This window comes from Thermoactinomyces sp. DSM 45891, assembly GCF_900119485.1.
GTDB lineage: Bacteria > Bacillota > Bacilli > Thermoactinomycetales > Thermoactinomycetaceae > Baia.
This window is the reverse complement of record NZ_FPJZ01000004.1, coordinates 95,484-119,834: the sequence shown is the minus strand read 5'-3', so window position 1 is coordinate 119,834 and position 24,351 is coordinate 95,484. Positions and strand designations below refer to the sequence as shown.

Sequence of the window (24,351 nt, the reverse complement as noted above, 5' to 3'; positions counted from 1 at the left end):
CACAATCATTCATCTTTATAAAGTAAAGGTAGGCTTACTAGAAGCATAACCATCCCTAATGACAAAAAATATAGCGGCATTGCAAGAACGGTTCCATTATGAAAAATGCTCATTCCATAAATTATAACGCTAACCAATAGATAATAACCTAAGCTAAATATCGCACTTGCAGAACCAATGGCGTCTTGAAAGTCAATGAGAGCTAAGCTTAAACAGTTTGGCAAAGCAGTACCTGTACCAAATAGAATCATAAACACACTCACAATCATGACTAACATTTGGATGGAACTCGGTAAAAAATGTACTGATGAAGCAATCACTGTACCGGTAAGCATCATAGCTAATCCGCGCACGATAATCTTCTCAGGTTTCATGTAGGTGACAAGTCGTTTGGATAACATCGCACCTGCAATAGAAGCAAGCGCAACGATAATGCCTAAAAAACCATACTTCGCACTTGTTAGTGTAAAGTATTTCGTAAAAATAAACGGTGCTTCGGAATAGTAGCTAAACAATACACCGTTAATACCTCCAATTAATACACCATAGCGCCAGAGACGAACATTTGTGATCATACGTTTTACGATTGGGAGTAAAGTCTTCATTTCGATTGAAGCAGGCGCTGTTTCGGGTAAGCGTAAAAATACATAGAAAAATAAAATCACACTCATCACGACTAACACCACAAATACGATTTTAAAGCCCAAATAATAATCAGTAAAACCGCCGATTAACGGGCCAACGGCAGGTGTGAAAGCAAGAGCGGCCGAAACTTGAGCAAACCGTTTATGGCGCTCAATGCCCGAAAAGCTTTCCCGTATAATCGTTTGTGTTATGACAGATCCAACACTAGCACCAAACGCTTGAAGAAAGCGCGCTACTAATAAAACTGCCATTTCATTTGCTACTAAACAAAGGATGTTACCAACAAAATATACAAGTAGCCCATAAAGCATTGCCTTGCGACGACCGATTTTATCAGATAAACGTCCAAAGAAACATACTCCGAATGCAAAAGCGATAAAGTATACACTCATTACTAGCTGTGCATCACTCATAGAAACCTCAAACGCTTCTGCGATCGAAGGTAATGATGGACTAAAAATGGTTTCACTAATTTGGGGAAAGCCTACTAATACAATCAGTAATAATAAGCTGAGTGTTTTGTTTTCGATGTTTTTCTTCAAAATAATCCGCTCCTAAATCATAATAGGCTGGAAAGAAAAACATCGTAGCTTCGGAATGGGGCTCTTCATGAGTTTCACTTTTTCTACATAACTCATGAATTCACTTCCTTTCTTTCAAACTTTCTTCCTGTTACCCTAAACAGAAAAAAGCCGTCAGAAGACGACTTCCTGTTGTTCCTTATGGCAGAGAGGGTGGGATTTGAACCCACGGTACGCCGGAAGACGTACAACAGATTTCGAATCTGCCTCCTTCGGCCTCTCGGACACCTCTCCATAGTAAAAATCTTTACAAGATATAATTCTATGTGTATCTATTTTTCTTGTCAAGCATTGGATTGACCTAACACGCGGTTTTTCTTTGCTTCTTTTCTCTTTTCACGAATCCCTCGAAAAAATTGGGTGAGTAGATCGCTACATTCTTGTTGCAATACGCCAGATTGAATCTCCGTCTGATGATTGAAACGAGTATCCTGAAGCAGATTCATTAATGATCCTGCGCAACCTGCTTTCGGATCGAGGGTTCCGAAAATGACCCGTCTTATCCTCGATTGAATGATCGCTCCTGCACACATCGGGCAAGGCTCTAATGTAACGTATAAATCACAATCGATCAGACGCCAACTACCTAGTCGCTCCGCCGCCTCCTGAATCGCGATCATCTCCGCATGAGCAGTAGGGTCTTGATCCTTTTCACGTAGGTTATAACCACGTCCTACAACTTCTCCTTGGAACACCACAATCGCCCCAATAGGGACCTCGCCAATCTTCTCTGCCTTTCTTGCCTCTTCAATCGCCATCTTCATATAAAACTCTTCCATATCATTTTCCTCTCGATGTCATACAACATGCTAAAAGGGGGAAGCAGACTCCCCCACATCCCTACTAATGAATCGCAGCACCATTAAAATGAAACGTCGACAACATCAAATCAGGTGCCTTCACCGTACTCATCGAACCCGGCCAACTGTGCAGTTTTGATTCATCCCCTACTGCAATCACCTGATTAAAAGCACTTGAAATCTTCTCCGTAAAACGCAGGTTTTTAACTGGTGAAACAATTTTACCATTTTCAATATAAAAAGTCCCACCACGTGTCATGCCTGTAAGTAAGATCTCCTTTGGATGCAGTACACCAATATAATGGAAACGGGTAATGAGGATTCCTCTCTCCATCTGTGCAATCATATCAGCACGAGAAGTTTTTCCTGCTTCCATGTGAAGATGAGAAGGACTGATCCCCATATAGGATGGACTCAAGGGGTACCTTGCATTCCCTGTTGATTTACATCCATACTTCTTGCCTGTTGCATCATCATAAATCATGCCTGTTGCGACTCCATCTTGGATCAACGAAACCTTTTGCTTTGGTAGCCCATCCCAATCAAAACCATCTGGCAATCCTTCTTTTCCTAAAGGATCTTCACTAATAGAGAGTTGTTCACTTAATACACGGTAGCCCATCCGACTTGATAGGAAGCCATTTCCTTGATGATACGTAACAGGGTTGAAAGCAAGCACACCCAGATAGGAAAGTAACTCTGCCGTTGCCTTCTGCTCTAATATCACAGGATAGTCACCAGCAGGTAGCTCGATTGCACCTTCACTTAATTGGCACTTCTCGATTGCTACCCTTCCTACTTCTTCTACTTGAAGGTCATAAAAGGATTTTTTGGTATCAGATGCATAGCCAGATCCTGTTTTCCCTAGCACCACGGCATGAACTTCTGCCTTAGTCCGCCTTCCGTACACCCTTACTCCCGAACTATTGGCCACTGCTTGATCTACCACCTGAACCTGAACGGCTCCCGCAGCTCGTAGATGATTGGCGACTGATCTTGATATAATCACTTCTACCATTTTAGCCATTTCAGCGGCCGTTACTTGCTCCGTCGCTTCATCACAGCCATTTACTTGAGGAATGATTTCCTGCTCAGGAAACGCAGCTACCGCTGGGTGAATCGGCGCAAATTTAGCTAACCCCACCGCTTGTTTTACAGTACGATACAAGGTTTGTTCATCTAATTGATTACAAGATGCCATTCCGATCCGTCCCGATAGGAGCACCTTTACAATCATCGTGTGATCTTGCTTGCGTACATTTTGGATAATTTGATTGTTAGCGTACCTAGTTAAGGTATGTTGATCTCCTAGTAAAAAGCAGGCAATGTGATCTGCCAACCCTTGTCCGGTATTAATTACAAAATCGCATGCTTGTAAAAAAGCTTTCGCAATCGTATGCTCCTGAATTCTCACCTTTAGCTCACTCCAATCTGTACCTGACGGAATCTAGCAGTCGATGCACCGTGACTCACAAAAATGGTTTGATAAGGCTCGCCTTTTCCACAGTTTGGCACTCCCCATAGTTGCCAATCATCATGGGCGATCGCATCACAACGAGACCAAAATTCAGGACTATTCGAAGTATAGAACGGATTCTTGAGCATTCTAATTCGCTTCCCACCCTTAATCTCCCACGCAATTTCACAACCGAACTGGAAGTTATACCGAATATCATCGATACTCCAGCTTTTTATCCCTTCCATATAAATTCCGGACTCTGTAGTGGAAATGATCTCGTCGACTGTAAAGTCACCGGGTTCTAGGTGAACATTGGTCATTCGTACGATCGGCACGTTTTGCCATCCAACTGCTCTCATCGCCCCTGAACTTTCTCTATGAATGCGAGGAGCTGTATCCCTGCCACTTAGATAACCAACAAATTTCCCATTATCCACAAGGGGAGTCCTCTGTGCAGAGACACCTTCATCATCATATAAGTAGGTTCCCACTCCACCTTCCGTCGTAGCATCTGCTGTTAAACAGACCATGTCCGAACCATACTGAAAGTGATCCAAGCAATCAGATGTGAGAAAGCTTTCTCCTACAAAACCAGATTCCTCGCCGAGGGCACGATCTAACTCAACAGCGTGTCCACAAGATTCATGAATCTGAAGGGCAAGCTGGGAACCATGAAGAATCAGAGTTTGAACACCTTCTGGACAATCATCTGCTTGTAAAAGTTGCGCCGCCTCCTGTGCCACCCTCTCTGCCTCACCTACTAATCCTAAGCCCTCTATATATTCATAACCTGCTTGCTGAAAGTTGCCTTGGAACGTATTTGGATAAGATCTAACTTGCACATCTTTCCCATCAGAAGCAACTGCTTGGATTCCTGCACCTACAACCGTTGTTTCCTGATAAATATGAGAACCCACACTATTTAAAAAGAGCTTTTCTTCCCGATGCATATACATCATCGATTTAGCAACCGTCACCTCAGGCTGTACCCGTAAGGCTGCATTCGCTTGCTCTAATAACTCCATCTTCTCTGCTAAAGGAACATCGAATGGGTCTCTTTTTAAGGAAGTACGATATTCCGCCACTGCTTTTTCAATCGGACTTAGTACCAACTCTTCTTGACGAACAGACCCACTCGCTCTCGCTAGCTCGATAGCCTGCACGATACATTTCCGAACCTCTTGTTCACAATGTTTCGGAGTACTAACAAACCCCCATCCTCCGTCTATCAAAACTCGAATCCCAATCCCTTGATCCTCATGATAAAGAAGCTTTTCTAACTCCCCATTATGGATTTCGATTTCCTCTTTGATAAATTGAGAAACACGAACATCTATATATTCGATTCCTAGCTTCTCAGCCTCTTGAATTGCGAACTTAGCTATGTGCTCCATAGGTTCCTCCTGAACAAGGATTCAAATCTTATCTAAATAATTCATTTCTTAATCGCATTTTCCTCTAAAATTGAAAAAAGACCTAGATGGATTCCTAAGCCTTTTTCTTACATTTTGGGTACAGCTACATCTGTTTTGCACGATGAGCAAGTTCCATAGATTTCAAATTTATGTCCCGTTATATCAAAGTCTTCAGGCTTCCCCAAAATGGCGTTCATCGGACAAACATGGATCGTACGCGTCTTTCCACAAAACGTACATATCAGGTGATGGTGATGCTCATCTCCTCCGCAACAAAAACGGTAACGCCTCTCCCCTTGCCATTCGGTCGCCTCCACTATGCCAATATCCTCAAATAACGCTAGATTACGATAAATCGTATCAAAACTAAGTCCTGGATAATCTGCCTGCATATAATCTAAAACTTCTTTCGCACTAAGGTAACGACTCTCTCTATAAAAAACCTCAACCAACCTTTTGCGCTTACCCGTGTATTTATAGCCATTCCTCTTCAGTATCTCGAGTGCTCCTTGTAAATCCATCTACAACCGCTCCTATCATGAATCTATGGAAATCGCTCTTTATAGACGTTATTTATTTTTTTGTAGTCGCGAGATCAGGTAAACTACCTTTTTAATCAAAAACACGCATAACAACATCATGATAGAAACTAATACAATGGCCCCGCCAGAAGCTAAATCAAAGCGGTAGGCAACCAATAGTCCTAAAATAACAGATAATTCACCATATAAAATAGAAGCAATCAATGTTTGTCGAAAGCTATTCGTATGTTGTAAAGCAGTTGCTACAGGTAGGGTAATCAACGCAGATACTAACAAAATCCCCACAACTCGAATGGAGGAGGCAATCACAAGCGCAACCACTACAATAAAAAGAAAATGAACCGTCGAGCGATTTACACCTGTTAAAACAGCATTCTCTTCATCAAATGACAAAGCAAATAATTCTTTCCGAAATAAAACCAGTATCAATAGTGTGATTGCTGCCACCATCAAAATCATTTGTAATTCATCGGTTCGTACTGCCAATATATTTCCGAATAAATACCCGGTAATATCAACATTAAATCCATCAGCCGCGCTAATCAGTACAACCCCTAGACCCACGCCACCAGACATAATAATGGGAATTGCAATCTCCGAATACGAACGATACATCCTCCTCAATCGCTCTACAAACAGAGAACCTATCACTGAAAAGCCCATCCCTATATAAATGGGATTGATCTCTGTGAGCAGATTCAATTTCTTTTGAAGAAATAAGCCTGCCGCAACTCCGGATAACGTAACGTGAGATAACGCATCAGCAATTAATGAAAGCCTCCGCACGACCAAATATACGCCAATCAACGGAGAGATAAATCCGATCAAGAGCCCTGCATAAAGAGCATGTTGTAAGAACTCATACTGAAAAAAATCCTCAATCAAACTTCTTACCTCCTTCACATCCTAGTGATGGTGATGCTCTACTAGTTGAATATCATAATCATATGCCGCTGAGAGAATCTCCTTCTGACGTCGCTGAAACTCGGCCGCCTCTCCGTGAAAAAAGAGCCTCTTATTCAGACACGCCACTCGGTCTACATAAGAAGAGATAACCCCAATATCATGTGTTACCATGATAACTGACAACCCTTGATTCTGATGAAGAAATCGCACCAACTCATAAAATTGAGTGGTTGATTTCGCATCTACTCCAACCGTCGGCTCATCTAATATCAAAAGCTCCGGATTCCCCACCAAAGCCCTAGCAATAAAGGCTCTTTGTTGCTGTCCACCTGATAGCTTTCCGATATTCCGATTAGCCAAATGAGACAACTCTACTTGCTCAATTACTTCATCCACACGTTGCCAATCAGATTTTTTATATCTTTTAAACAGCCCTAGCTTTCCCGTAAGTCCAGACGCTACAACCTCACGAACCGTGGCTGGGAATCCTAAATTAAAGCTATTCGCCTTTTGGGAGACATAACCAATCCTTGAGCGCTCCTTAAAATGAGCAATCGAAGAACCAAAGAGATCGATTTCCCCTTGCTGTGGCGTCATCAACCCCAGTACAATTTTCATCAAAGTAGACTTCCCTGAGCCATTCGGCCCTAAAATCCCTAAAAATTCCCCTTCTTCCAGAGATAGAGACACATCATCAAGCACTTTTTGATTCCCGTAGGAAAAATAGAGATGGCTCACCTTCAGTATCGGAGTACTCATATTACATCGCACCTAATGCCTTCGCTAGATTTTCTTTATTCTTTCTCATCACACTAAAATAATCTTGCTTGCTCTTAATCTCTTCAGCAGTTAACCCCTCAAGCGGATTTAAAATAAGCGCTTCCGCCTTCACTTCATTTTTTACTACATCCGCCATCTTACCGCTAACCAGTGTTTCGAAGAAAATGTACTTCACCTGATGCTCCTTCACTTCATCAATAATTGCCTTTAGCTCTTTCGGTGTTGGCTCATCCTCAGGCGAAAGCCCTGATATTGAAATTTGCTTCAATCCATATCGATGAGCTAAATAGCTAAATGCAGCATGAGACGTGACAAATTCCTTCTTTGTTGCCTTTTTGGCCATCGTTTGAAACTCCACATCCAACTGATCAAACTGTTTCTCAAGCTCAGTAAAGTTTTTAGTGTATTCCTCTTTATGAGCTGGATCAGCAGATACAATCGCATCATAAATCTTACGAGACTCCTTCTTAGCCAAAGTAGGATCTAGCCATAGATGCGGGTCCATCCCTTCGTGATCGTGGCTATGATTGTGGTCTCCTTTAGACCCCTCGTCCAACGTTAGTCCATCCGATGCATTCACGATTTTCGTCTTGCTCTTATCTAGATTAGAAACTGCCTTCTCCGTCCATGACTCAAATCCCGATCCATGATAGAGAAAGATATTTGCCTTGCTTAACTTCGCTAAATCTTTAGCAGATGGCTCAAAATCATGGGATTCAGTCCCAGCCGGAACCACATTCGTCACTTGAACATGACTTCCCCCGATTTTCTTAGCAAAATCCTCTAACGGATATAGAGTCGTCACAATCGATACTGAACCATTCTGATTTGTGCTATCCTTCGATTCTTTCGACGAACAACCTATTACAGAAGTTAAAAAAAGACAAGAAGCAATTATGCCGTAAACATACTGTTTTTTCATACCTATTTTCCTCCAAAAACGTTCATCTTTTAAAAGTAACATCATTATATAGGAAGGGATGAGTTATTGTAAATCGTAAATATTACGTTTTAAATGTTCTTTATTACATTTTTACCTACCTATTATTTCCTTAACTGCAGATAGATAACAAATATGATACAGAAAAAGCCCGCTATATGCAGGCTTCCAATCAACAAAGTATAACTTGCTATGCAGCTTAACTAGCTAGTGACTGCATAGACGATTCTTGTTTCGCTGCTTTTTTCTTCCCCAAGTATCTTCCACCTATCTGGGTCAAAATCACAGCACCAACGAAATACCCCAGCAAAATGAGTGCATCGTGATACACAACGGATTCGTTACCACTCGATAGAATAGCTCGTAATCCGTGTACTGTATACGACATCGGTAAGAACGGATGAATCATTTGGATGAAGTCTGGAGAAAGTTCAATCGGATACGTTCCCCCACTTGATGCCAATTGGAACATCAAAATGACAATTGCCATGAATCGTCCAACGTTACCCAGGTACGTCACCAGCATCTGGTTAATAGCGATAAATGTAACTCCCATTAACATCGTAAAAACATACAACCAGATAGGGAGCTCCACTTTAATTCCCAATCCTTGCGTTAATGCTAATGAAGTAATAACCGCTTGGATCATCCCAACGATACTTACCATCCCGAGTCTCACTGGACGATACGAGATCTTCGATGAGAATTGGAAAATGTCAAAGATAGTAAAAAGAATCATTGCTCCTACCCATAAAGAAAGGGAGAGGAAGTAAGGCGCAAAACCAGTTGCATAGTTTGGTACTTTATGGAGCTCATTTTCCTTTACATGAACCGGATCAGACATAACGGATCCCTTCTCCGTATCCGCAACCAATGATTCCTTTGCCTTATCCACACCGTCTTGTAGCTCTGATGCTAGTCTATCTGAGCCCTCATTAATGATTCGGCCTAATCCTTTGGATAAGTCACCTAATCCTTCTTTCTGTAGTTTGGTGACCCCTTGCGCTACTTTAGCACTACCATCTGCTAATTCCTGTACTTGCTTTAATCCTTCCGGGATCTTATTTTTCTTCTCTTCCAGCTTTGTAATCTCGATATCTACAGCACTGGTCAAACCTTGAAAATTGGATGCAAAATCTTTGTACGAAGAAGAAGAAGCTAATTTTTTTATTTCTTCCTCCATCTTGCTTGCTTCCGACTGGCTACCTACATTCAGTTGTTGAAGCTCACTATGAATATCGATAAGTTTTTTCGTGTTTGGATCTTTGGCTAACTCAGGATGCTCTTTTATCAATATATCTAGTTTTTGACGTGCCTGTTCCTGTAGTTTTTGGGCATCCTTCAAACGCTTGGTAATTTTATCAAATGTTTCTGCTTTATAAATATTGCTTTTATCTTTTTGTATATTATCATTAATTTTATGAAGAAAATCCTGTGCCTTTTTCATATTATCCCAAGTAATATGATATCCTTTCAGTGCTTCTTCTAAGTCTTTAACGGTCTGGTGAAGTTTCGAGACCAATTTCGCATTTCCTGCGGCAACCTTCTGAGCACCATCTTTCAATACTTCCGTCTTTGCAATCATTGTCTCAGTGCCATCTTTAGCTTTTTGTATACTGTCCGTTAACTTTTGCGCCCCATCAGCTGCTTCTTGCAGTTTATCTGTACTCTTATGCAACTCAGCAAACATTTCTGTTAGAAATTCTTTTGTCAGTTGATTTCCTATATCTGTTTTTAATGTTTGAACCACACTATTCCCTAATCGGCTCGTTAAATAGTTTTGACTCGGATCGGAACGATATTCGATTAGGCTTTGGAGAGGTTCAGGGCTATCAACAGTTAATGCCTTCTCACTAAACTCCTTCGGAATAATGAGCGCGAGAGCAAAGGTTCCATCTTTAAATCCTTCTTCCATCTGCTTGCGATTCACAAATTCCCATTTCACTTTCGAATTATCTTTCAGCTTATCTACTATCTTGTTTCCTGCTTCTACCGTACGATCAGACTTATGCACACCCACGTCTTCGTTTACCACAGCTACAGGTAAATATTTCACATTTTCATATGGATCAAAAAAGGCCCACAAATAAATAAAACTATACACAAGAGGCAACGCCAATACTCCCAGCATTGCTAACCGCATAGATTTAATTTGCCAGATCTTCGCAAAGTCGGAGTACTCCAGAAGGAGGGCCTTTGCTTTTTTTCGTTTCATCATAACGTACATTCCCTTCGAGATCGGAAGAAGCTTTTTTCAGTGTAAAAAGTCCATTTTCTCAAAACTGACTGGTCAGTCAATAAATATTATAATATAAAAATATGCACAAAGAAAGTACTTTGTGCCTTAAAATATCATCTATTTTATTAACAAACTACGAAAGACGAGTTGGCTCAAACTTTGGATAATCATTTGAGTAAGTTCCTCTGATTCTTCAGAAGTCCATGCACGATCCTCGAGAGTGTATAATTTATGCAGAACCAATACGCTCCCTGCTCCAAAGATTGAGATTGCCATTTCAGATGGATAATCAAATTGGAAATCGCCAGTAGAAATCCCTCTCTCAATCAACGACTCAATTAGCTGAATATATTCACGAATGCTCGCACGAAACTTCTGTTGTCGCTCCTTTGTTCCAAAAGCTTCATTCAGAAGTAGCTTGGCCAACTTTCCATTTTCCATAAAAAATTGACTATGAGCTCGAATCAATCCATGCATCTGATCAACTGGAGAATCCTCACTGTCGATATGACGCTTCACACAATCTATCAACTTCTCCATACCTTCGTCCATTAATCCGGTAAACAAATCCTCTTTACTCTTAAAATGATAATAAATCGTTCCCTTTGCTACACCTGCCGCCTGTGCAATATCATCCATCTTTGCTTGGTCAAAGCCTTGATCGGAAAATACCTCTACAGCCGCTTGAAGTATAACATCCACTTTTTGATGGCGCATGGTAAGCACACTCCTGTATCCGTTCACTGTTAAGAACATCTTACATGGAAATGCAAACGTTTTCAAAGAGAAAAATTTAAAACTATAAAGATTACCGTAAAACAACTGGATAAACTCCATCATTTCCTGGGAAATAATTTAGCTATCTGCAGGGAATCCCTACCCTCGTATCAACATCTCCTTACTTTGAATCGTTCCAATCATTTACCGGGATCGTAATCGCCATCGTTACCAGTGATTTTAAGATTTGAATTCCTTTATCGAGTAAGATAAAAAGGATTGCTTGCCGATAAATTCATGTCATAATAAATATATAAATATGTAAATATATGAATACATAAACAGAGAGGAGATAAATGGTATGAAGAAGATGATGAGAATTTATACATTAGTCATGTTTGCTGCACTCTTAGCCTTTTCAATCCCCGCTAATACTTTTGCAGAGACGAGGGTAAATACAGCCGATATTTTGGATTTAAAGAAAGAGGTACAGACAGCTTTAAACTATACCTATCGCGGAATTTACCAAGTGAAGAGTATAGACAAAGTAACAGCAAACAATCCACATGTTCGACAGAGCGGTTCACCCGTAATTAATGATGTGGGTGTAGCGTACGTAGGGGTAACAAGGATAGAAAATAACTTAGATATCCCGCAAACCATAAGTACTCAAGCATTTAGTGAAAAGATAAGTGATACTGTATCCAATTCTGTCACACGTGGTCTTAAGATAGGAGCTGAAATTACCGCGGGCTTTTCCTTCTTAGGCGGGAAGCTATCTACAGAATTTTCTTTTAGCAGTACACAAGGAAACAACACTACCGTGGAAAGAACGATCTCTGTTCCATCACAACAAATTGTGGTTCCCGCCCGCACTAGAATACAGATAACAGCCAATCTCCATAAAAAGGAGATCTCTGGAAAAACCGCTCTCAGAACTGGCCTAGGTGGAAAGGTGCGTGTAAAAGATTTACTCAATTCGATCGAATATGAAATGAATTTATATGACATTGTTCAGGAATCTAGAAAAAAGGGCAATACTAGAAGTCCACTGATACCAAACCCCAGTAATAGTACCGTGTCGTTTAGTGGTGCAGGAACATACTCTGGAACCTATGGAACTGACCTTGAATTGAAATTGGACTACTTTGATCTAGGTTCAACTAATGGCAATAGTAGGTTTGCAAGGGGTGTCGTACCTCAGCCGTATAAGTCAGAGACCATTATATTCAATGTAGAATAAAGTTAAACGAAAATGATCACTCCTATTCTCCCCGAATACCATAAAACCCAAAGCCAGTACTAACTGGATAGGGAAAGACACCTTCTTCAAAATGGTAAAGTGCCCACTAAACCATAGAGAGGTGTCCTTATGAAACGTTTACCATCCTTTATCAAACGCTACAATCCCTGATACCAGCAGATGAAATAGAAAACTAGATTACAAAGCACTTTATCTAGATAAAGGTTTGCAATTTGTTTGCACTTAGGGGCTATAACATCATATTTTCAATGTCATAGCCCCTAAACCCCTTGATAATATTGGCGCACCCGAGAGGACTCGAACCTCCGACACCCAGTTTAGGAAACTAGTGCTCTATCCTGCTGAGCTACGGGCGCATATCATTATCTGCCTCTCGTCCATTATATAACGAAGATCCCCTACTCACAATAAGTGTAGGGGATCTTCGTTTAACGATACTGAACTTGGAAGTGAACGAGCCACTGATTGAATTGAAGCCAGTAAGCTAATAATGCGGGGACATTCATCAATTGTCCAAACCAAGGCAGATGCTTCTGTTTTAGATCTTGCCCGACAAAGCGTTGAACCACTTGATAATCAAGAAAATCCCAGATAGGGGCTTGCTTATCGAGAAGTAATTCATTCACCTTCCTTTGCATGGCTTGTAGGTAAAGTGGATGATGTGTTTTGGGATAGGGACTCTTTTTCCGCTCGATAATTTCATCCGGTAAAATCCCTTTTAATGCGTGGCGCAACAATCCTTTTTCTCTACCGTTATGCGCTTTCATCTCCCAAGGAATGTTCCATACATACTCAACTAAGTGATGATCACAAAATGGGACACGAACCTCTAATCCATAAGCCATACTCATACGATCTTTTCGATCGAGGAGAGTAGGCATCCAGCGTGTTAGATTCATGTAGAATAACTCTTTCATCCGATCCTCTCTAGGGGAGTCTTGATCACATCGTGGAACTTCTTCTAAAGTCTGTTGATATCTCATTTCCACATATTCCATTGGCTGAATTCGATCCTGAACGTCTTTTCGGATAAAAGGAATCCGCTCATTCGTTAAGCACGCCCATGGGAATATATTTGCCTGAACCATTTCTTCCCGATGGAACCATGGATAGCCACCAAATACCTCATCGGCACATTCTCCAGAAAGACAAACAGTTAAATCCTTTTTAATCTCCCGGGAGAATAGCATTAATGAACTATCAATATCCGCCATTCCAGGGAAATCCCTTGCGATGAGCGCACTAGGAATATGGTCAACCAGTTCTTGATTATTGAGATATACAACATGATGATCAGACTGTAAGAACTCTGCCATCAACTGCGCCCATGGGGAATCCGCATTAGGTTGGAATTCATTTTGCTCAAAGAACTGATCATTATCCTGATAATCAATCGAAAATGTAGTTAAACGACCTTTGCCTTCCTCGCGGAACACCTTGGCTGCAACTGCGGAAATCGCACTCGAATCCAATCCTCCTGAAAGCATCGTTCCAATTGGCACATCTGAAATTAATTGCCTCCTGACAGAAGCCTCAAATAGATCTGTTACCTTTGTGATCGTTGTCTCAAAGTCGTCTTCATGTGCTCGACTCACTAACTGCCAATATGGATGAGTTTGGATGCCTTGCCTAGATACCTTCAGCCAATGACCTGGCTTGAGCTCCTTAATATCACGAAACACACCTTCACCTGGGGTTCTAGCCGGGCCCATCATCAACACTTCGGCCAAGCCGTGATCATCTATAACAGAACCAATATCTGGATGTTGCAATAAAGACTTTATTTCAGACCCAAACACAAAGGTATCTTTCACATGGGCATAAAACAAAGGTTTGACCCCAATCCGATCCCTCGCGATATATAGCTCTTGTGCGAATTCATCCCAGATCGCAAAAGCAAATATGCCGTTCATTCGTTTAGGAGCATCCACTCCCCACTCTTGATAAGCAGCAGGTAGAAGTTCTGTATCACAGTGAGTAGTAAAACAATACCCAAGAGACTCTAATTCCATCCTGAGATCAACCATATTGTATAGTTCGCCGTTATACGTAACCACCATCTGTTGATTACCAAACTGCTTCACCATAGGTTGTAATCCATTCTCTGGGTCCATCACACTTAATCTTCGATGCCCCAATGCTACATGCTCGCCAATCCAAGTCCCCTCTGAATCAGGACCTCGATTAGCATGTTGTTTATTCATGAGATCAATGACTTTGGTCTGATAGCTCAAGTTTTCCTCGTAATTCATCCACCCTACAATTCCACACATCCGTCTTCCTCCCCTAGGCAGTATCTATGTATGTATATGTAGCAGAACAAGGAATTTTCCATGACTCGTTTTGAATAACGAAAGAAAATAGACTTTTCCATTTTCTTGTGGTATCATGAAATTGCATAACACTAAAAAAGTTGTGCATAGCCAATTTTTATGTCTCCACTCAATACCTATAAAGCTGCCTTAAGTACAAAAGAGCATTGTCTTTCGAAAAGCGAAGGACAGTGCTCTTTGCTGTTTTATGCCATCTAATCAGATCTGATTAGATGAGTACCTTCCTTTATCTCTCACTAAATATCTAGCGTGGTTTATGTTAAAATAATATATATATAATTTTATTTTTTATTATTAAGGAGATATTAAATGGATCATTTGCTTTCTTGTAGAGAGGTTGAGGTTGCCGTTTTAGTGGCGAAAGGATATAAAGATAACGAAATTGCTTTGTCATTATTTATTAGCAGACGACGTGTAGGGGAAATCATTGCTTCTATTAAGAGTAAATGGCATATAACATCTCGTGTTCAGATCGGGATCATTACATATTATTGCGGCCTAATCGATATAAAAAAAGAGGTTTTTGTTAAAATATAAAAATTTTAATCTATAACATAGACTATCTATTATGCTTTACCTAAGAGTCACCTGCTTCTAATTTGGAAGAAGTAGGTGACTCTAGTATATAAATCTGTTCATCTCTAAGAGAGGGGCAGACAAATATGGAAACTTGTTTCCTCGTCATCACTTTCAACATTCACATAACCCTTGTGCAATTCAATGATATTCTTCGTGATGGCTAACCCTAGTCCTGATCCCCCTGTATAAACAGATCGTGACTTTTCAATTCGATAGAAGCGATCAAAAAGATAGGGAAGATCTGCTAGGGGAATGCTATCCCCGTAATTTATGATCTTCACAATCGCAAGTTGGTCACGAACCTCCAAGATAATATCGACAAATCCCCCCTCTTTACCATAGTTCATCGCATTTGAGATAATATTTTCAAATACCCTTGCTAATTGGTCGCCATCTGCCTCCACATAAACAGGACTTTCTGGTAGTGAAAGCCTGGACTTCATTTTTTCTTGAGTAAGTTGGATTTGGAACTGAATCGCGATCTGTTTCAGCAATTCCTTTAAATTAATCGCTCTCATCTGTAAACTCATCTTTGGGTTTTTAGTCCGAACGTATTCAAATAAATCATTTACTAATTGATCCAATCGCTGAGCTTTTTGATAAGCAATGTCTGTATAATATCGAAGCTCTACTTCGTCTTGATACTGATTGCGATCAATCAAACTCAAATACCCCATAATGGAGGTTAATGGAGTTCGTAAATCATGGGAAACATTCGTAATTAGCTCGTTTTTGGTCTGTTCTGCTAGGCGTTCTTCTTCAACGGCTGTACGTAATTGTTCTAAAATCAAATTAATTCGAGTCGCCAACTTACTAAACTCATTTTGAAATTTCACTGGCACTCTCTTTTTAGAATCTCCTTGTGCAATCTCACTAACCGCATGACAGATTTGAATAAAGTATCTGATATAACGCGCAGTAAATAGTAAAAATATAATAATGCCAAATAGCCCTACCAATATATACTCCATACGGATAGGCAACAGGCTTTCGATAGCCTCTAGGTTTGAAGTATATTCTTTCAATAAACTATAAACAAAGTTTGAAATAAACAGAGAAGCCCACAAGCTAAAGATAAAGACCGCAGCAATTTTAGATAAAATCCGATAATACACTTTATCCCTCAATCTTGTAACCTACTCCCCATATGGTATGAATCACTTTATAACCTAGATTTTTTTCTAATTTATCTCGTAAATTACTGATATGCACCATGACAGTGTTATTAGCTTCATAATACTTTTCTTTCCAAACCGATCGAAATATTTCCTCAGAATTAAATGCTTGGCCTAGATGTGTAGCGAGAAGATATAGGATTTCAAATTCTTTAGATGTTAGATTAATTTTTTCCTCTCCAACAAAAGTAGAGTATGTTTTTCGATCAATAGTCAGTTCTCCTAAGCGAATCATCTCATTATATCCCTGTGGGAGCTGATGATTAAAATAATAAGCCCTTCGTAAAAGCGCTTTCACGCGCACCATCATTTCTAATAAGTTAAATGGCTTGGTCATATAATCATCAGCTCCTGTCATCAGACCAGTAATTTTATCCGTATCTTCTGATTTAGCACTCAGCATCAGAATAGGAGTATTATCTTTTTGTCTAACCCGTCGGCAAAACTCCAAGCCATTCATTTTAGGCATCATAACATCTAAAATGATCAAGTGAACAGAACTCTCTTGTAGGATTTCAAGAGCCTCTTCCCCATCATACGCTTTTAATATAGTAAAACCTTCGTTCTGTAAAGAGATATCGATTAAGTTTACGATTTCTTTATCATCATCTACGATTAAGATTTGCTTAGACAAATTCATAATCCCCCTCGCTCTCTCTTATCTCACTATAAGTTTTTCGGTGTCCTTTTTTCTTTTTCATCCTAATGAGGATAAAAAAAGTAGACGTATTCAGCCACCTTCTGTATATTACCGCTACACTTACATACGTTTTGATCATTATATATCTCAAATTCAGTTGAACTAATCCGTTTCACCGTTGAATCAGACACGATTCCTGTGTTTGTAATTTTAGTTATAGCAGATGTGATTTCTTCTAAGCCTTCCCTTTCATAACATCCCATACATAGTTTCTCATTACGTTTTATCTGCGCTTCGCATCGAGAGCAACTATATTCCTCGCTATCCAAATCCGAAATAAGCACACCTTGAATATAATCGGCTATCTCATGTGCAGTACCATTCCAATTACAATCGCTATATGGGCCCTCGTCATCTTCTTCGAGATCCTCTACTTGATATGCTTCAAACGCGGTTGAATGAATTCGAAAGACCTTATAACCAGACAATATCTGGCTGTTTGGTATATCTTGGATATAAGATGTTAGCTTATCTATTTCATCTTGCTTCTCACAATCTAAACAGAATACAGCATTCAGGGATAAAACTCCATCGCACTTGGGGCAACGAGTGGATTTACTATAGTCATTACATGGAGTATAGAGCTGACTTCCATAACGGTTACGAGTCTCACAGTCATGATAGATTTGATCCGGTGCATCATTCAGATCATGCTGACACCAAATATCAGCCACAGTCTTTGTTTCTAGATGATCGTGATAAGGATGCAAGTAGAAGGCAACTGAGCCCTCTGGATCGATCAAGATCGTCTTCCCGACATATGGATCATAGTATGAGGAACCCTCTTTTAACTCGTAGTGATAGACAACAAAATCGAATCCTCGAAGGTCTTGAAATGGATCCCCAACTATGTAGTTAAAATACTTTATGGTAGACTCATGACCCGAAGCAAAAGCAAGAGTGAGGTAAGTATGTTGGTCACGTTCGTTATTCAGCCCTACTGCACGTTCAAACCCTTGATCACTATTCACGTTTACTGTAATCGAGGTTAGGTTTCTCAGTGTTTCCTTGTTTTGTTCATTGATGAGCGCGCCATCGGTAGTTAGACGTATTCTTTCCCCTAATCTCGCGATCGCATAAGCCATAAATTCTTGAAACTGCGGATGGAGCATGGGTTCACCCTCCCAAGAGGGGGTAAGTGTTACATCCTCGTATTGACTACACTCATCAACGATTTTCGACCATAGATCCCATGACATGAATGTGCGATTTCGATTTCCTTCTTTAGAGGAATCCCCATCTATTTGATCAGCAGGATCTCGAGGAGCTACTATTTCGGCATATATGTACTTAGGAAATGTATCCAAATTTACACCTTCTTCTGTTCCTTTGTGTAGTGATTCATAGTCTAGGTAGGCAGAGTAATCTACCTCCGTTGAAATCCCTTAAATCGAGTGCCTTGAAACGTAAGTACACCTGTGTCTCCTACCACTAACACTGATTTAGATCTACTCATACGGAACTCCATTCGATCGCCATTCTCCCCTTCAAATGCGATAAAAGTATATTGTTTGATGGCACGTCGACTTATTACACTAGCGTTTATCGCTTGCACAGGTTGATTGTTATTACGAATCCATCTAAACAAACCCCGAATGGAAATAGAGATAAAGAAAATAATGACTCCACCAAACACGATGATAAAGAAACCCATGATGAGATAACCTATTAATGATCCGATCGATTCCAATGGATTGTTCCTCCTTCGGCTAATTGAAGAGCAGATATTTCTGCTATATACCCATCAAGTCTTTTTTCAAGACAATATCCTTACCTATCGAGAATATAATAAAATATTTTTATACTCAATCAAAATTTTTATAAAGAACAATGATCTAATGGTTTTGGAAATATAAGTTAGTCATATTCTCTTTTTTCCGGACCATACTAAGGTGCAATAAGGAGGTGTTTTTGGAAATGAAACACACACATAACAATCAAGTTCAAAACAGTCTGGATCAAATGAAGAACGAAATTGCATCTGAATTTGGTGTTCAACTTGGAGCAGACACTACTTCCCGTGATAACGGCTATGTTGGCGGAGAAATCACTCGCCGGTTGGTCCAGTTAGGCGAAAATATGCTGTAAAAATTAGGTTACAAACAACAAGGTGCAATCTGGTATTCTCTAGATTGCACCTTGTTGTTTATTGGAAATGTTCTTAGGGAATTTTCCCATATCTCTTCTATGTAGCCGGAGCATTAGGCCCCTTTAACTTCTTCTCTTTATTGGCTTCCACGGCTTCTCCCAGTGGAGTCCCTTGATCTGCAAGTCGTTCATCTCTCCCTTTGCTCGTTCCCTCCGAATGAATGGGAGTTGTGGTGGAGTTTTCGTATGATTTCATCGAATCCCGTCCTTTCGGACTTATTTTGTCTAGTAGCTTCTTAGTTTATGTAGTGGATTTTGCTTCTTGGTTATGATCCTATTGTAATCAACCCTTCCCCCATTATCTATTCTCCTTGATCCTAGGAAAAGCTAAGTATACAGTAGTTCCTACCCCTTCATTTGTATAAAAGTCTATCTTGCCTCCATGCTTTCTGACAACATTGTAACAAAACAAAAGTCCTAAACCAAAATTTTCCTTAGGATTTGATTTTGTAGAGAAGAAGGGTTCCAAAATTCGTGTAAAATGCTCCTTAGGTATACCAATTCCCGTATCTTTGATTATAAGAATAACATTCTTTCTATTTTTAGCTATGTCTATAGTAAGCTCCCCTCCAGTCGGCATAGCTTCTATCGCATTAGAAACAATATTATTTATGACCTCTTCTATTAGTAGGCGATCGCAACAAATAGTCAGATCGCATTTCATACTATTCATTACCTTGATGCCAGAATCTTTTAACTTGGCTTTTGACTGGTATAAGCACCTCTCTACCATATCCACTACTCGATATTCTCCTATATATAGCTTTTGATCCTTTGTTTGTTGTTGTATTCTCATCATCGTATTTTGCATTTTTTCATGCATTTGAAGAATGATGTCAATATCGCTTTGCAAGTTCACTTGATTAGTAGTCATTGCATAATTTTTAATTTTTTCACCATATAGTTTGATGAGTCCTAAATCATTCTTCATTCCATGGTTCATCACAGATGTTTCGGCTGTTAACTGCTGTATAGAATAGTTAAGACTCTGACGCTGAACCCGTAGACGGACTCCAACTAAGCCAAAACGAAAAAGGGAAGTGATGGAAACCACGAAAAGGAAGAGAGCAATCCAGTAATTATAACGCCACCCTTCCTCAATATCCATAATGCGTAGAAAATAACTTGTAGTTACCGCATAAATCATAGTAGGGATAAACGCCAAACAGGTATAAAATCTACTTCTTTTAGTGAATGGATTTTTTTCCATAATATAGGACCATATAAGAAGTATAATACCCGTCAAAATATATGGCACAACCCAGAAAGTCGCTAAGGAATATGGAACTACGAAAGTTGGATATACAGGATAAAACATAATCATCCCTATAACAGGAATAAAAAGGAAATATCGCAGCATCCTAATATATTTTCTAGGAACAATTTCGGAGTATGACAATCCAAAAAATATAAAAGAATAAGGGGTCAGATAGTCAGATACGAACGCTGTAATATTTTCAGCTAAAAGTAGATACTGAAAAACATCAGAATTACTTTCAAAGAGCGGTTTAATCTGTTCCCCAATGACTACTGATAATCCTCCTACACCACCACAAAATGTAGTAGCACTCGCCCACCGCGCACTAGGGTTTTTAAAATCAGCCAATAGAAGCAATATTCCTATCATCCACATCAATATCCATAGGAGGAGCATTTACCGTATTCCTCCTATGGATATACTAGGGATCGTAATACTACAAAAAGTATATAGAATAGATAGATAACTATAACTATTCTTCTTTTTATCTTGAAATTGGAGATCTAGACATATAGTTGTAGGAAATACACAATTCATTGTACATTCATCCCTAGATCGAGACTGTTTACTTGTTTCTAGATAAAAGAGGCGTACGGCAAGATCATCAACAGATTTAGATATATAATCAATCATTTTTATACCTCCTTATTCGATAATACTCAAATAGGAATACTTAATGGTAACTTGAACTAAATAAAAGATTATTATATAGAGTCCCTTAAAATCAAATTGAAAAATAAGCCATAAAAATATGCGCTTGGATATGTAGCAGAGAATCTAACCACACATTTTCACTTCAATAAATCAATTATTTTGTCTTTCAAAAACTAACATAATCGTCAATTCTCATCGCTTGATTACTACATAGACTCAAATGCCAGCCATCTTCCTCCATGTGATTCCTTTGGATAGTACTGGCAGGCACCTTGATCACTTTGTATTCATACATGGTTTATCCGCCTCTCCTTGACATCATTTGTTAATATACATCAAAAAAGTGTAATCGAGTGAACCCGATTACACTTTTTTGCCAGCTAACGGCTAGATTATTCATTTGGCAGAGAGGGTGGGATTCGAACCCACGGACGCCTTGCAACGTCGGCGGTTTTCAAGTCCACGGAATCTACCTTATACAAAGTAATGGAGAGTAATAGTCCTAAACAAACCGCGGTTTCATGTAATATAGGTTAACCTCAATAAGCACCATTGTCTATGGTTTGTTAGCAATGTCATTAGTAGTTTTGTTAGCAACCATTAGCACAGCCAGAGAACGAATTGTATTATTATGCAAGGCCAAAGCCTAGAAGGGGCGATTCTAGGTGATCAACTTTTACGTTATATTCACAAAACTATTTATAACTCATATGAAAACAAACTTCCTTCTATTTATTTGTGATTGCAATTAGCTCCGCTTCCCATATATACCTATAGGGAGCACTACCAAAATAATCAAATGGATAGCATGTAATTAATGAGAGAGTGGGCTTATCTTTAGTAACAATGACATTAGGATCATCAGGATCAGTTTTCCAACCTTTTCGTATTTGATAGACAAAGTAATGGGCTTCAAAATCAATAACCAATTTGTCGCCAACTTTGACCTTGCCTATTCCTTTTAGTTGAGTATCACGATGTCCAGCTAAAACAACGTGTCCTGTATCACCTGGATTAACAGTGTGGTCTTTTGTAATAGGATTATTATCCTCAATGTAAGCTCCTATGCCCTTTTTAAGTGAGTGGTCATCTTGTCCTTGCACAATAGGTCGACTTATTTCTAAACTCGGGATCATCAAAGCCCCGATTCTTTCACCTCTAGTAAATTTCTTACTTGATGTAATACCTTGTTTCAATGTAGGTTGTATAGTTTTATCATCTATTTTTTTCACAATCTGTTCAACCACAGTAGGTTCATAGGGAAGGGAAGCACTCTCACTCCACCAATTATAAGCACTCCAACTTGCTACAATTAGACCTCCAAGGACTAAAATCCCAGATAAAATTCGAAGCATTCGACACACCTTCTTATAGCCTGTTTTTTTTTCAGATAAATAAAAAACACTCCAACTATTGTTTTTTCCAATAATTGAGTGCCTTTGCTGAGAAAATCGTAAATGAGATTCGTATTCCACAAAAACGAGGAGCACCCATTTGAAAGCCTAAGATACTTGTAACAGATAAAGACTATATAAGTCAAGCGTTTCACGCTTCAGACTGCGGACAAACCTCTTCTGAACAACAAGTTTAGGAGAGGTTTTCGTATGAATTGCTCTAAATATCGTTTATGGCGATGGCTTCTCCATCGCCATGTAGCGAGTTTTTTCAAGTTCATTGCAGCAAAAACGAGCATCGCCTGCATCTGTAGTCCAGCGCATTCCATGCTTCTCTTTCATATCTGCAAACACTCGTTCAATCATTTCTTTTCTTTGCTTATAGATTTGTTTGTTCGATTCTGTATGCCTTAAATGGTCCGCTTCTTCGAGATGATATTGCCAAATATGATCGGATGGATGACCTTCGTCGAGAAAACAAATTCTTTGTCATCCGATTAAAGAAAAATGCCGTTACTCGTGATGAACGTATCTGCTCTGTTCCGACAAAGGAATCCTTTGTTAGAGAAGACTGGATAGCACGTTTGGGCGAAGAAGTGAATGGAACGATCCATCCATTTCGGTTAGTTACTTTTCAAGATCTGGAGGGACATAAGATTCGAGTGGTTACGAATCTATATGATGTGGGCGCTGAGGCAATTGCTGGAATGTATCGTGCCCGATGGCAAGTCGAGCTGTTTTTTCGCTGGATGAAACAACATCTGAATGTAAAGCGGTTGTTTGGAACTACTCCTAATGCTGTATATGGCCAGCTATACGCTGCCCTCATCGCCTATGCACTAATTCAATGGTTATATACTGGGACGCGTCCTGCCTTTTCTGCTGTTTCAAAAATCGTTTTCTTGCGCAAGCTGTGGCTTGGACAACTCCAAGCCGAATGGCTAATCAGTTCCTTAGGGAAGAACCTCTTAGATGATTATGTTAAATTCCATATTTATGCAAATCAACACACCTGTAAAAATACATATTGATTATTAATATATATTATTATACAATTCCTAACGCAACGTATATTACTACATAGGAGATGGATTTATAATGAATAAGAAAGTAGTCGGAACATTAGTGGCCGCCGGAATGTTAGTTACTTCTATGGGAGCAGCTTCTGCTACGTGGTTCGAAGGCCCCAATGGGAATGTATGGATTGGAGCGAATGGTAAGGGTGACCATTATTCTACTCCACGCCCCGCAGGACACGGTGGAGGTGATCCTAAAACTCAGCTTGTAAGAGTAACGGATGCAACTAGTCGTGTCTTCTGTATGACTAATGATAATAATAAGAACAATATATCTGCACAAAAACAATGTGTACAGGATACAACTACAGCTCTGCACAGCTCAGCATATAGGAATCAAATGATTATGATGCATTTTGAAACAGCTTACAATAACCCTGAGGTTAGTTTCTTCGATTACAGTTGGGCACCGTAAATAGAAGATTACCGGATGGAGAGACTTTACAATCTCCATCCGTTTTTTTAAACATATGTTTTATCAAATGAGGTGAATACATCGCCGAATATATTGGAAAATACGGTGATCCAAAAAAGAAAGATGACTCCTTTAATTGGGCAGATTATGATATACATCACATTATTCCTAGAGAATACGGCGGAACAAACGACTTTGACAACTTAATACCTTTGCCTCGTGATTTTCATCAACAGAGAGTTACTCCGTGGTGGAATAGCGGGTACAGATAAATTCATGAATACAGTAGAGTTTACAAGTTGTTTGCTTTACTGTATTCTTTTTTCATAAA

At 39.6% G+C, this 24,351-nt stretch carries 24 protein-coding genes, 2 tRNA genes and 1 pseudogene; 6 read left to right on the top strand and 21 right to left on the bottom strand.

Annotation, left to right across the window (positions count from 1 at the left end; genetic code table 11):
* Positions 1 to 5: 5 nt before the first annotated feature.
* The 11 genes from BT147_RS06215 to BT147_RS06165 form a co-directional block, all read right to left on the bottom strand.
* Positions 6 to 1,187 carry a multidrug effflux MFS transporter gene (locus tag BT147_RS06215; RefSeq protein WP_072332310.1) on the bottom strand — a complete coding sequence of 394 codons (1,182 nt, stop codon included), beginning with the start codon at positions 1,185 to 1,187 and terminating at the stop codon, positions 6 to 8.
* Between the two features lie 181 nt (positions 1,188 to 1,368).
* Positions 1,369 to 1,460 (bottom strand) — tRNA-Ser (locus tag BT147_RS06210).
* 50 nt (positions 1,461 to 1,510) lie between these two features.
* Positions 1,511 to 2,005 (bottom strand): tRNA adenosine(34) deaminase TadA, encoded by a 495-nt coding sequence (gene tadA, locus BT147_RS06205; protein ID WP_072332307.1) that lies wholly within the window; start codon positions 2,003 to 2,005, stop codon positions 1,511 to 1,513.
* Between the two features lie 64 nt (positions 2,006 to 2,069).
* The gene (locus BT147_RS06200; protein WP_072332305.1) at positions 2,070 to 3,440 is read right to left on the bottom strand and encodes a TldD/PmbA family protein; all 1,371 of its coding nucleotides are present in this window, start codon (positions 3,438 to 3,440) and stop codon (positions 2,070 to 2,072) included.
* 2 nt (positions 3,441 to 3,442) lie between these two features.
* Complete coding sequence (locus BT147_RS06195) at positions 3,443 to 4,879, bottom strand: TldD/PmbA family protein (RefSeq protein WP_072332302.1); 1,437 nt, start codon at positions 4,877 to 4,879, stop codon at positions 3,443 to 3,445.
* Between the two features lie 107 nt (positions 4,880 to 4,986).
* A complete protein-coding gene (locus tag BT147_RS06190; RefSeq protein WP_072332299.1) occupies positions 4,987 to 5,421 on the bottom strand; it encodes a Fur family transcriptional regulator in 435 nt (144 codons plus the stop codon).
* Between the two features lie 48 nt (positions 5,422 to 5,469).
* The gene (locus BT147_RS06185) at positions 5,470 to 6,327 is read right to left on the bottom strand and encodes a metal ABC transporter permease (protein WP_072332296.1); all 858 of its coding nucleotides are present in this window, start codon (positions 6,325 to 6,327) and stop codon (positions 5,470 to 5,472) included.
* Between the two features lie 21 nt (positions 6,328 to 6,348).
* Entirely contained in the window at positions 6,349 to 7,107 is a 759-nt protein-coding gene (locus BT147_RS06180; protein WP_072332293.1) for a metal ABC transporter ATP-binding protein, read from the bottom strand.
* Position 7,108: 1 nt separating this feature from the next.
* Positions 7,109 to 8,050, bottom strand: coding sequence for a metal ABC transporter substrate-binding protein (locus tag BT147_RS06175; RefSeq protein WP_072332290.1), 942 nt, complete (start codon positions 8,048 to 8,050; stop codon positions 7,109 to 7,111).
* A gap of 217 nt (positions 8,051 to 8,267) precedes the next feature.
* Entirely contained in the window at positions 8,268 to 10,286 is a 2,019-nt protein-coding gene (locus tag BT147_RS06170; protein ID WP_072332287.1) for a YhgE/Pip domain-containing protein, read from the bottom strand.
* Positions 10,287 to 10,424: 138 nt separating this feature from the next.
* On the bottom strand, positions 10,425 to 11,024 hold the full coding sequence (locus BT147_RS06165; protein WP_072332285.1) for a TetR/AcrR family transcriptional regulator: 600 nt from the start codon (positions 11,022 to 11,024) through the stop codon (positions 10,425 to 10,427).
* Positions 11,025 to 11,385: 361 nt separating this feature from the next.
* On the opposite strand from BT147_RS06165, the gene BT147_RS06160 reads away from it, so the two are divergent.
* The gene (locus BT147_RS06160) at positions 11,386 to 12,267 is read left to right on the top strand and encodes an ETX/MTX2 family pore-forming toxin (RefSeq protein ID WP_072332282.1); all 882 of its coding nucleotides are present in this window, start codon (positions 11,386 to 11,388) and stop codon (positions 12,265 to 12,267) included.
* A 300-nt stretch (positions 12,268 to 12,567) separates the two neighbouring features.
* On the opposite strand, the gene BT147_RS06155 is transcribed toward BT147_RS06160, so the two are convergent.
* Positions 12,568 to 12,644, bottom strand: a tRNA-Arg gene (locus tag BT147_RS06155).
* A 72-nt stretch (positions 12,645 to 12,716) separates the two neighbouring features.
* Entirely contained in the window at positions 12,717 to 14,561 is a 1,845-nt protein-coding gene (gene asnB, locus BT147_RS06150; RefSeq protein ID WP_072332280.1) for an asparagine synthase (glutamine-hydrolyzing), read from the bottom strand.
* Positions 14,562 to 14,930: 369 nt separating this feature from the next.
* Between asnB and BT147_RS06145 the strand changes: the two genes are divergently transcribed.
* Positions 14,931 to 15,158, top strand: coding sequence for a LuxR C-terminal-related transcriptional regulator (locus BT147_RS06145; protein WP_072332277.1), 228 nt, complete (start codon positions 14,931 to 14,933; stop codon positions 15,156 to 15,158).
* A 104-nt stretch (positions 15,159 to 15,262) separates the two neighbouring features.
* On the opposite strand, the gene BT147_RS06140 is transcribed toward BT147_RS06145, so the two are convergent.
* From BT147_RS06140 to BT147_RS06125, 4 genes are all read right to left on the bottom strand, one after another.
* Positions 15,263 to 16,327: a sensor histidine kinase gene (locus BT147_RS06140; RefSeq protein WP_072332274.1), complete on the bottom strand. Its 1,065-nt coding sequence runs from the start codon at positions 16,325 to 16,327 to the stop codon at positions 15,263 to 15,265.
* Positions 16,317 to 17,009, bottom strand: coding sequence for a response regulator transcription factor (locus BT147_RS06135; protein ID WP_072332272.1), 693 nt, complete (start codon positions 17,007 to 17,009; stop codon positions 16,317 to 16,319). The genes BT147_RS06140 and BT147_RS06135 overlap by 11 nt, the downstream gene beginning before the upstream one ends.
* Before the next feature lie 68 nt (positions 17,010 to 17,077).
* A complete protein-coding gene (locus BT147_RS06130) occupies positions 17,078 to 18,382 on the bottom strand; it encodes a hypothetical protein (RefSeq protein ID WP_072332269.1) in 1,305 nt (434 codons plus the stop codon).
* Between the two features lie 59 nt (positions 18,383 to 18,441).
* On the bottom strand, positions 18,442 to 18,765 hold the full coding sequence (locus tag BT147_RS06125; RefSeq protein ID WP_072332266.1) for a DUF2500 domain-containing protein: 324 nt from the start codon (positions 18,763 to 18,765) through the stop codon (positions 18,442 to 18,444).
* 227 nt (positions 18,766 to 18,992) lie between these two features.
* Between BT147_RS06125 and BT147_RS06120 the strand changes: the two genes are divergently transcribed.
* Positions 18,993 to 19,163, top strand: a complete 171-nt coding sequence (locus BT147_RS06120; RefSeq protein WP_072332263.1) for an alpha/beta-type small acid-soluble spore protein — start codon at positions 18,993 to 18,995, stop codon at positions 19,161 to 19,163.
* A gap of 97 nt (positions 19,164 to 19,260) precedes the next feature.
* Here the strand turns inward: BT147_RS06120 and BT147_RS15450 are convergent, their stop codons facing one another.
* The 4 genes and pseudogenes from BT147_RS15450 to BT147_RS06100 all read right to left on the bottom strand — a co-directional run.
* A complete protein-coding gene (locus BT147_RS15450; RefSeq protein WP_165873631.1) occupies positions 19,261 to 19,419 on the bottom strand; it encodes a hypothetical protein in 159 nt (52 codons plus the stop codon).
* Between the two features lie 102 nt (positions 19,420 to 19,521).
* Entirely contained in the window at positions 19,522 to 20,829 is a 1,308-nt protein-coding gene (locus BT147_RS06115; RefSeq protein ID WP_177239707.1) for a sensor histidine kinase, read from the bottom strand.
* Positions 20,830 to 21,863: 1,034 nt separating this feature from the next.
* Positions 21,864 to 22,490, bottom strand: a complete 627-nt coding sequence (gene srtD, locus BT147_RS06105) for a class D sortase, LPxTATN-specific (RefSeq protein ID WP_072332254.1) — start codon at positions 22,488 to 22,490, stop codon at positions 21,864 to 21,866.
* 197 nt (positions 22,491 to 22,687) lie between these two features.
* A pseudogene (locus BT147_RS06100) lies at positions 22,688 to 22,979 on the bottom strand (transposase); the annotation flags it as partial.
* 5 nt (positions 22,980 to 22,984) lie between these two features.
* Here BT147_RS06100 and BT147_RS06095 point away from each other — a divergent pair.
* The 3 genes from BT147_RS06095 to BT147_RS15980 all read left to right on the top strand — a co-directional run bounded on the left by BT147_RS06095 (position 22,985) and on the right by BT147_RS15980 (position 24,292).
* The gene (locus tag BT147_RS06095; RefSeq protein WP_072332251.1) at positions 22,985 to 23,560 is read left to right on the top strand and encodes a transposase; all 576 of its coding nucleotides are present in this window, start codon (positions 22,985 to 22,987) and stop codon (positions 23,558 to 23,560) included.
* A 67-nt stretch (positions 23,561 to 23,627) separates the two neighbouring features.
* On the top strand, positions 23,628 to 24,020 hold the full coding sequence (locus tag BT147_RS06090; protein WP_072332248.1) for a hypothetical protein: 393 nt from the start codon (positions 23,628 to 23,630) through the stop codon (positions 24,018 to 24,020).
* Positions 24,021 to 24,100: 80 nt separating this feature from the next.
* A complete protein-coding gene (locus tag BT147_RS15980; RefSeq protein WP_083426426.1) occupies positions 24,101 to 24,292 on the top strand; it encodes an HNH endonuclease in 192 nt (63 codons plus the stop codon).
* The last annotated feature ends 59 nt before the right edge of the window (positions 24,293 to 24,351 follow it).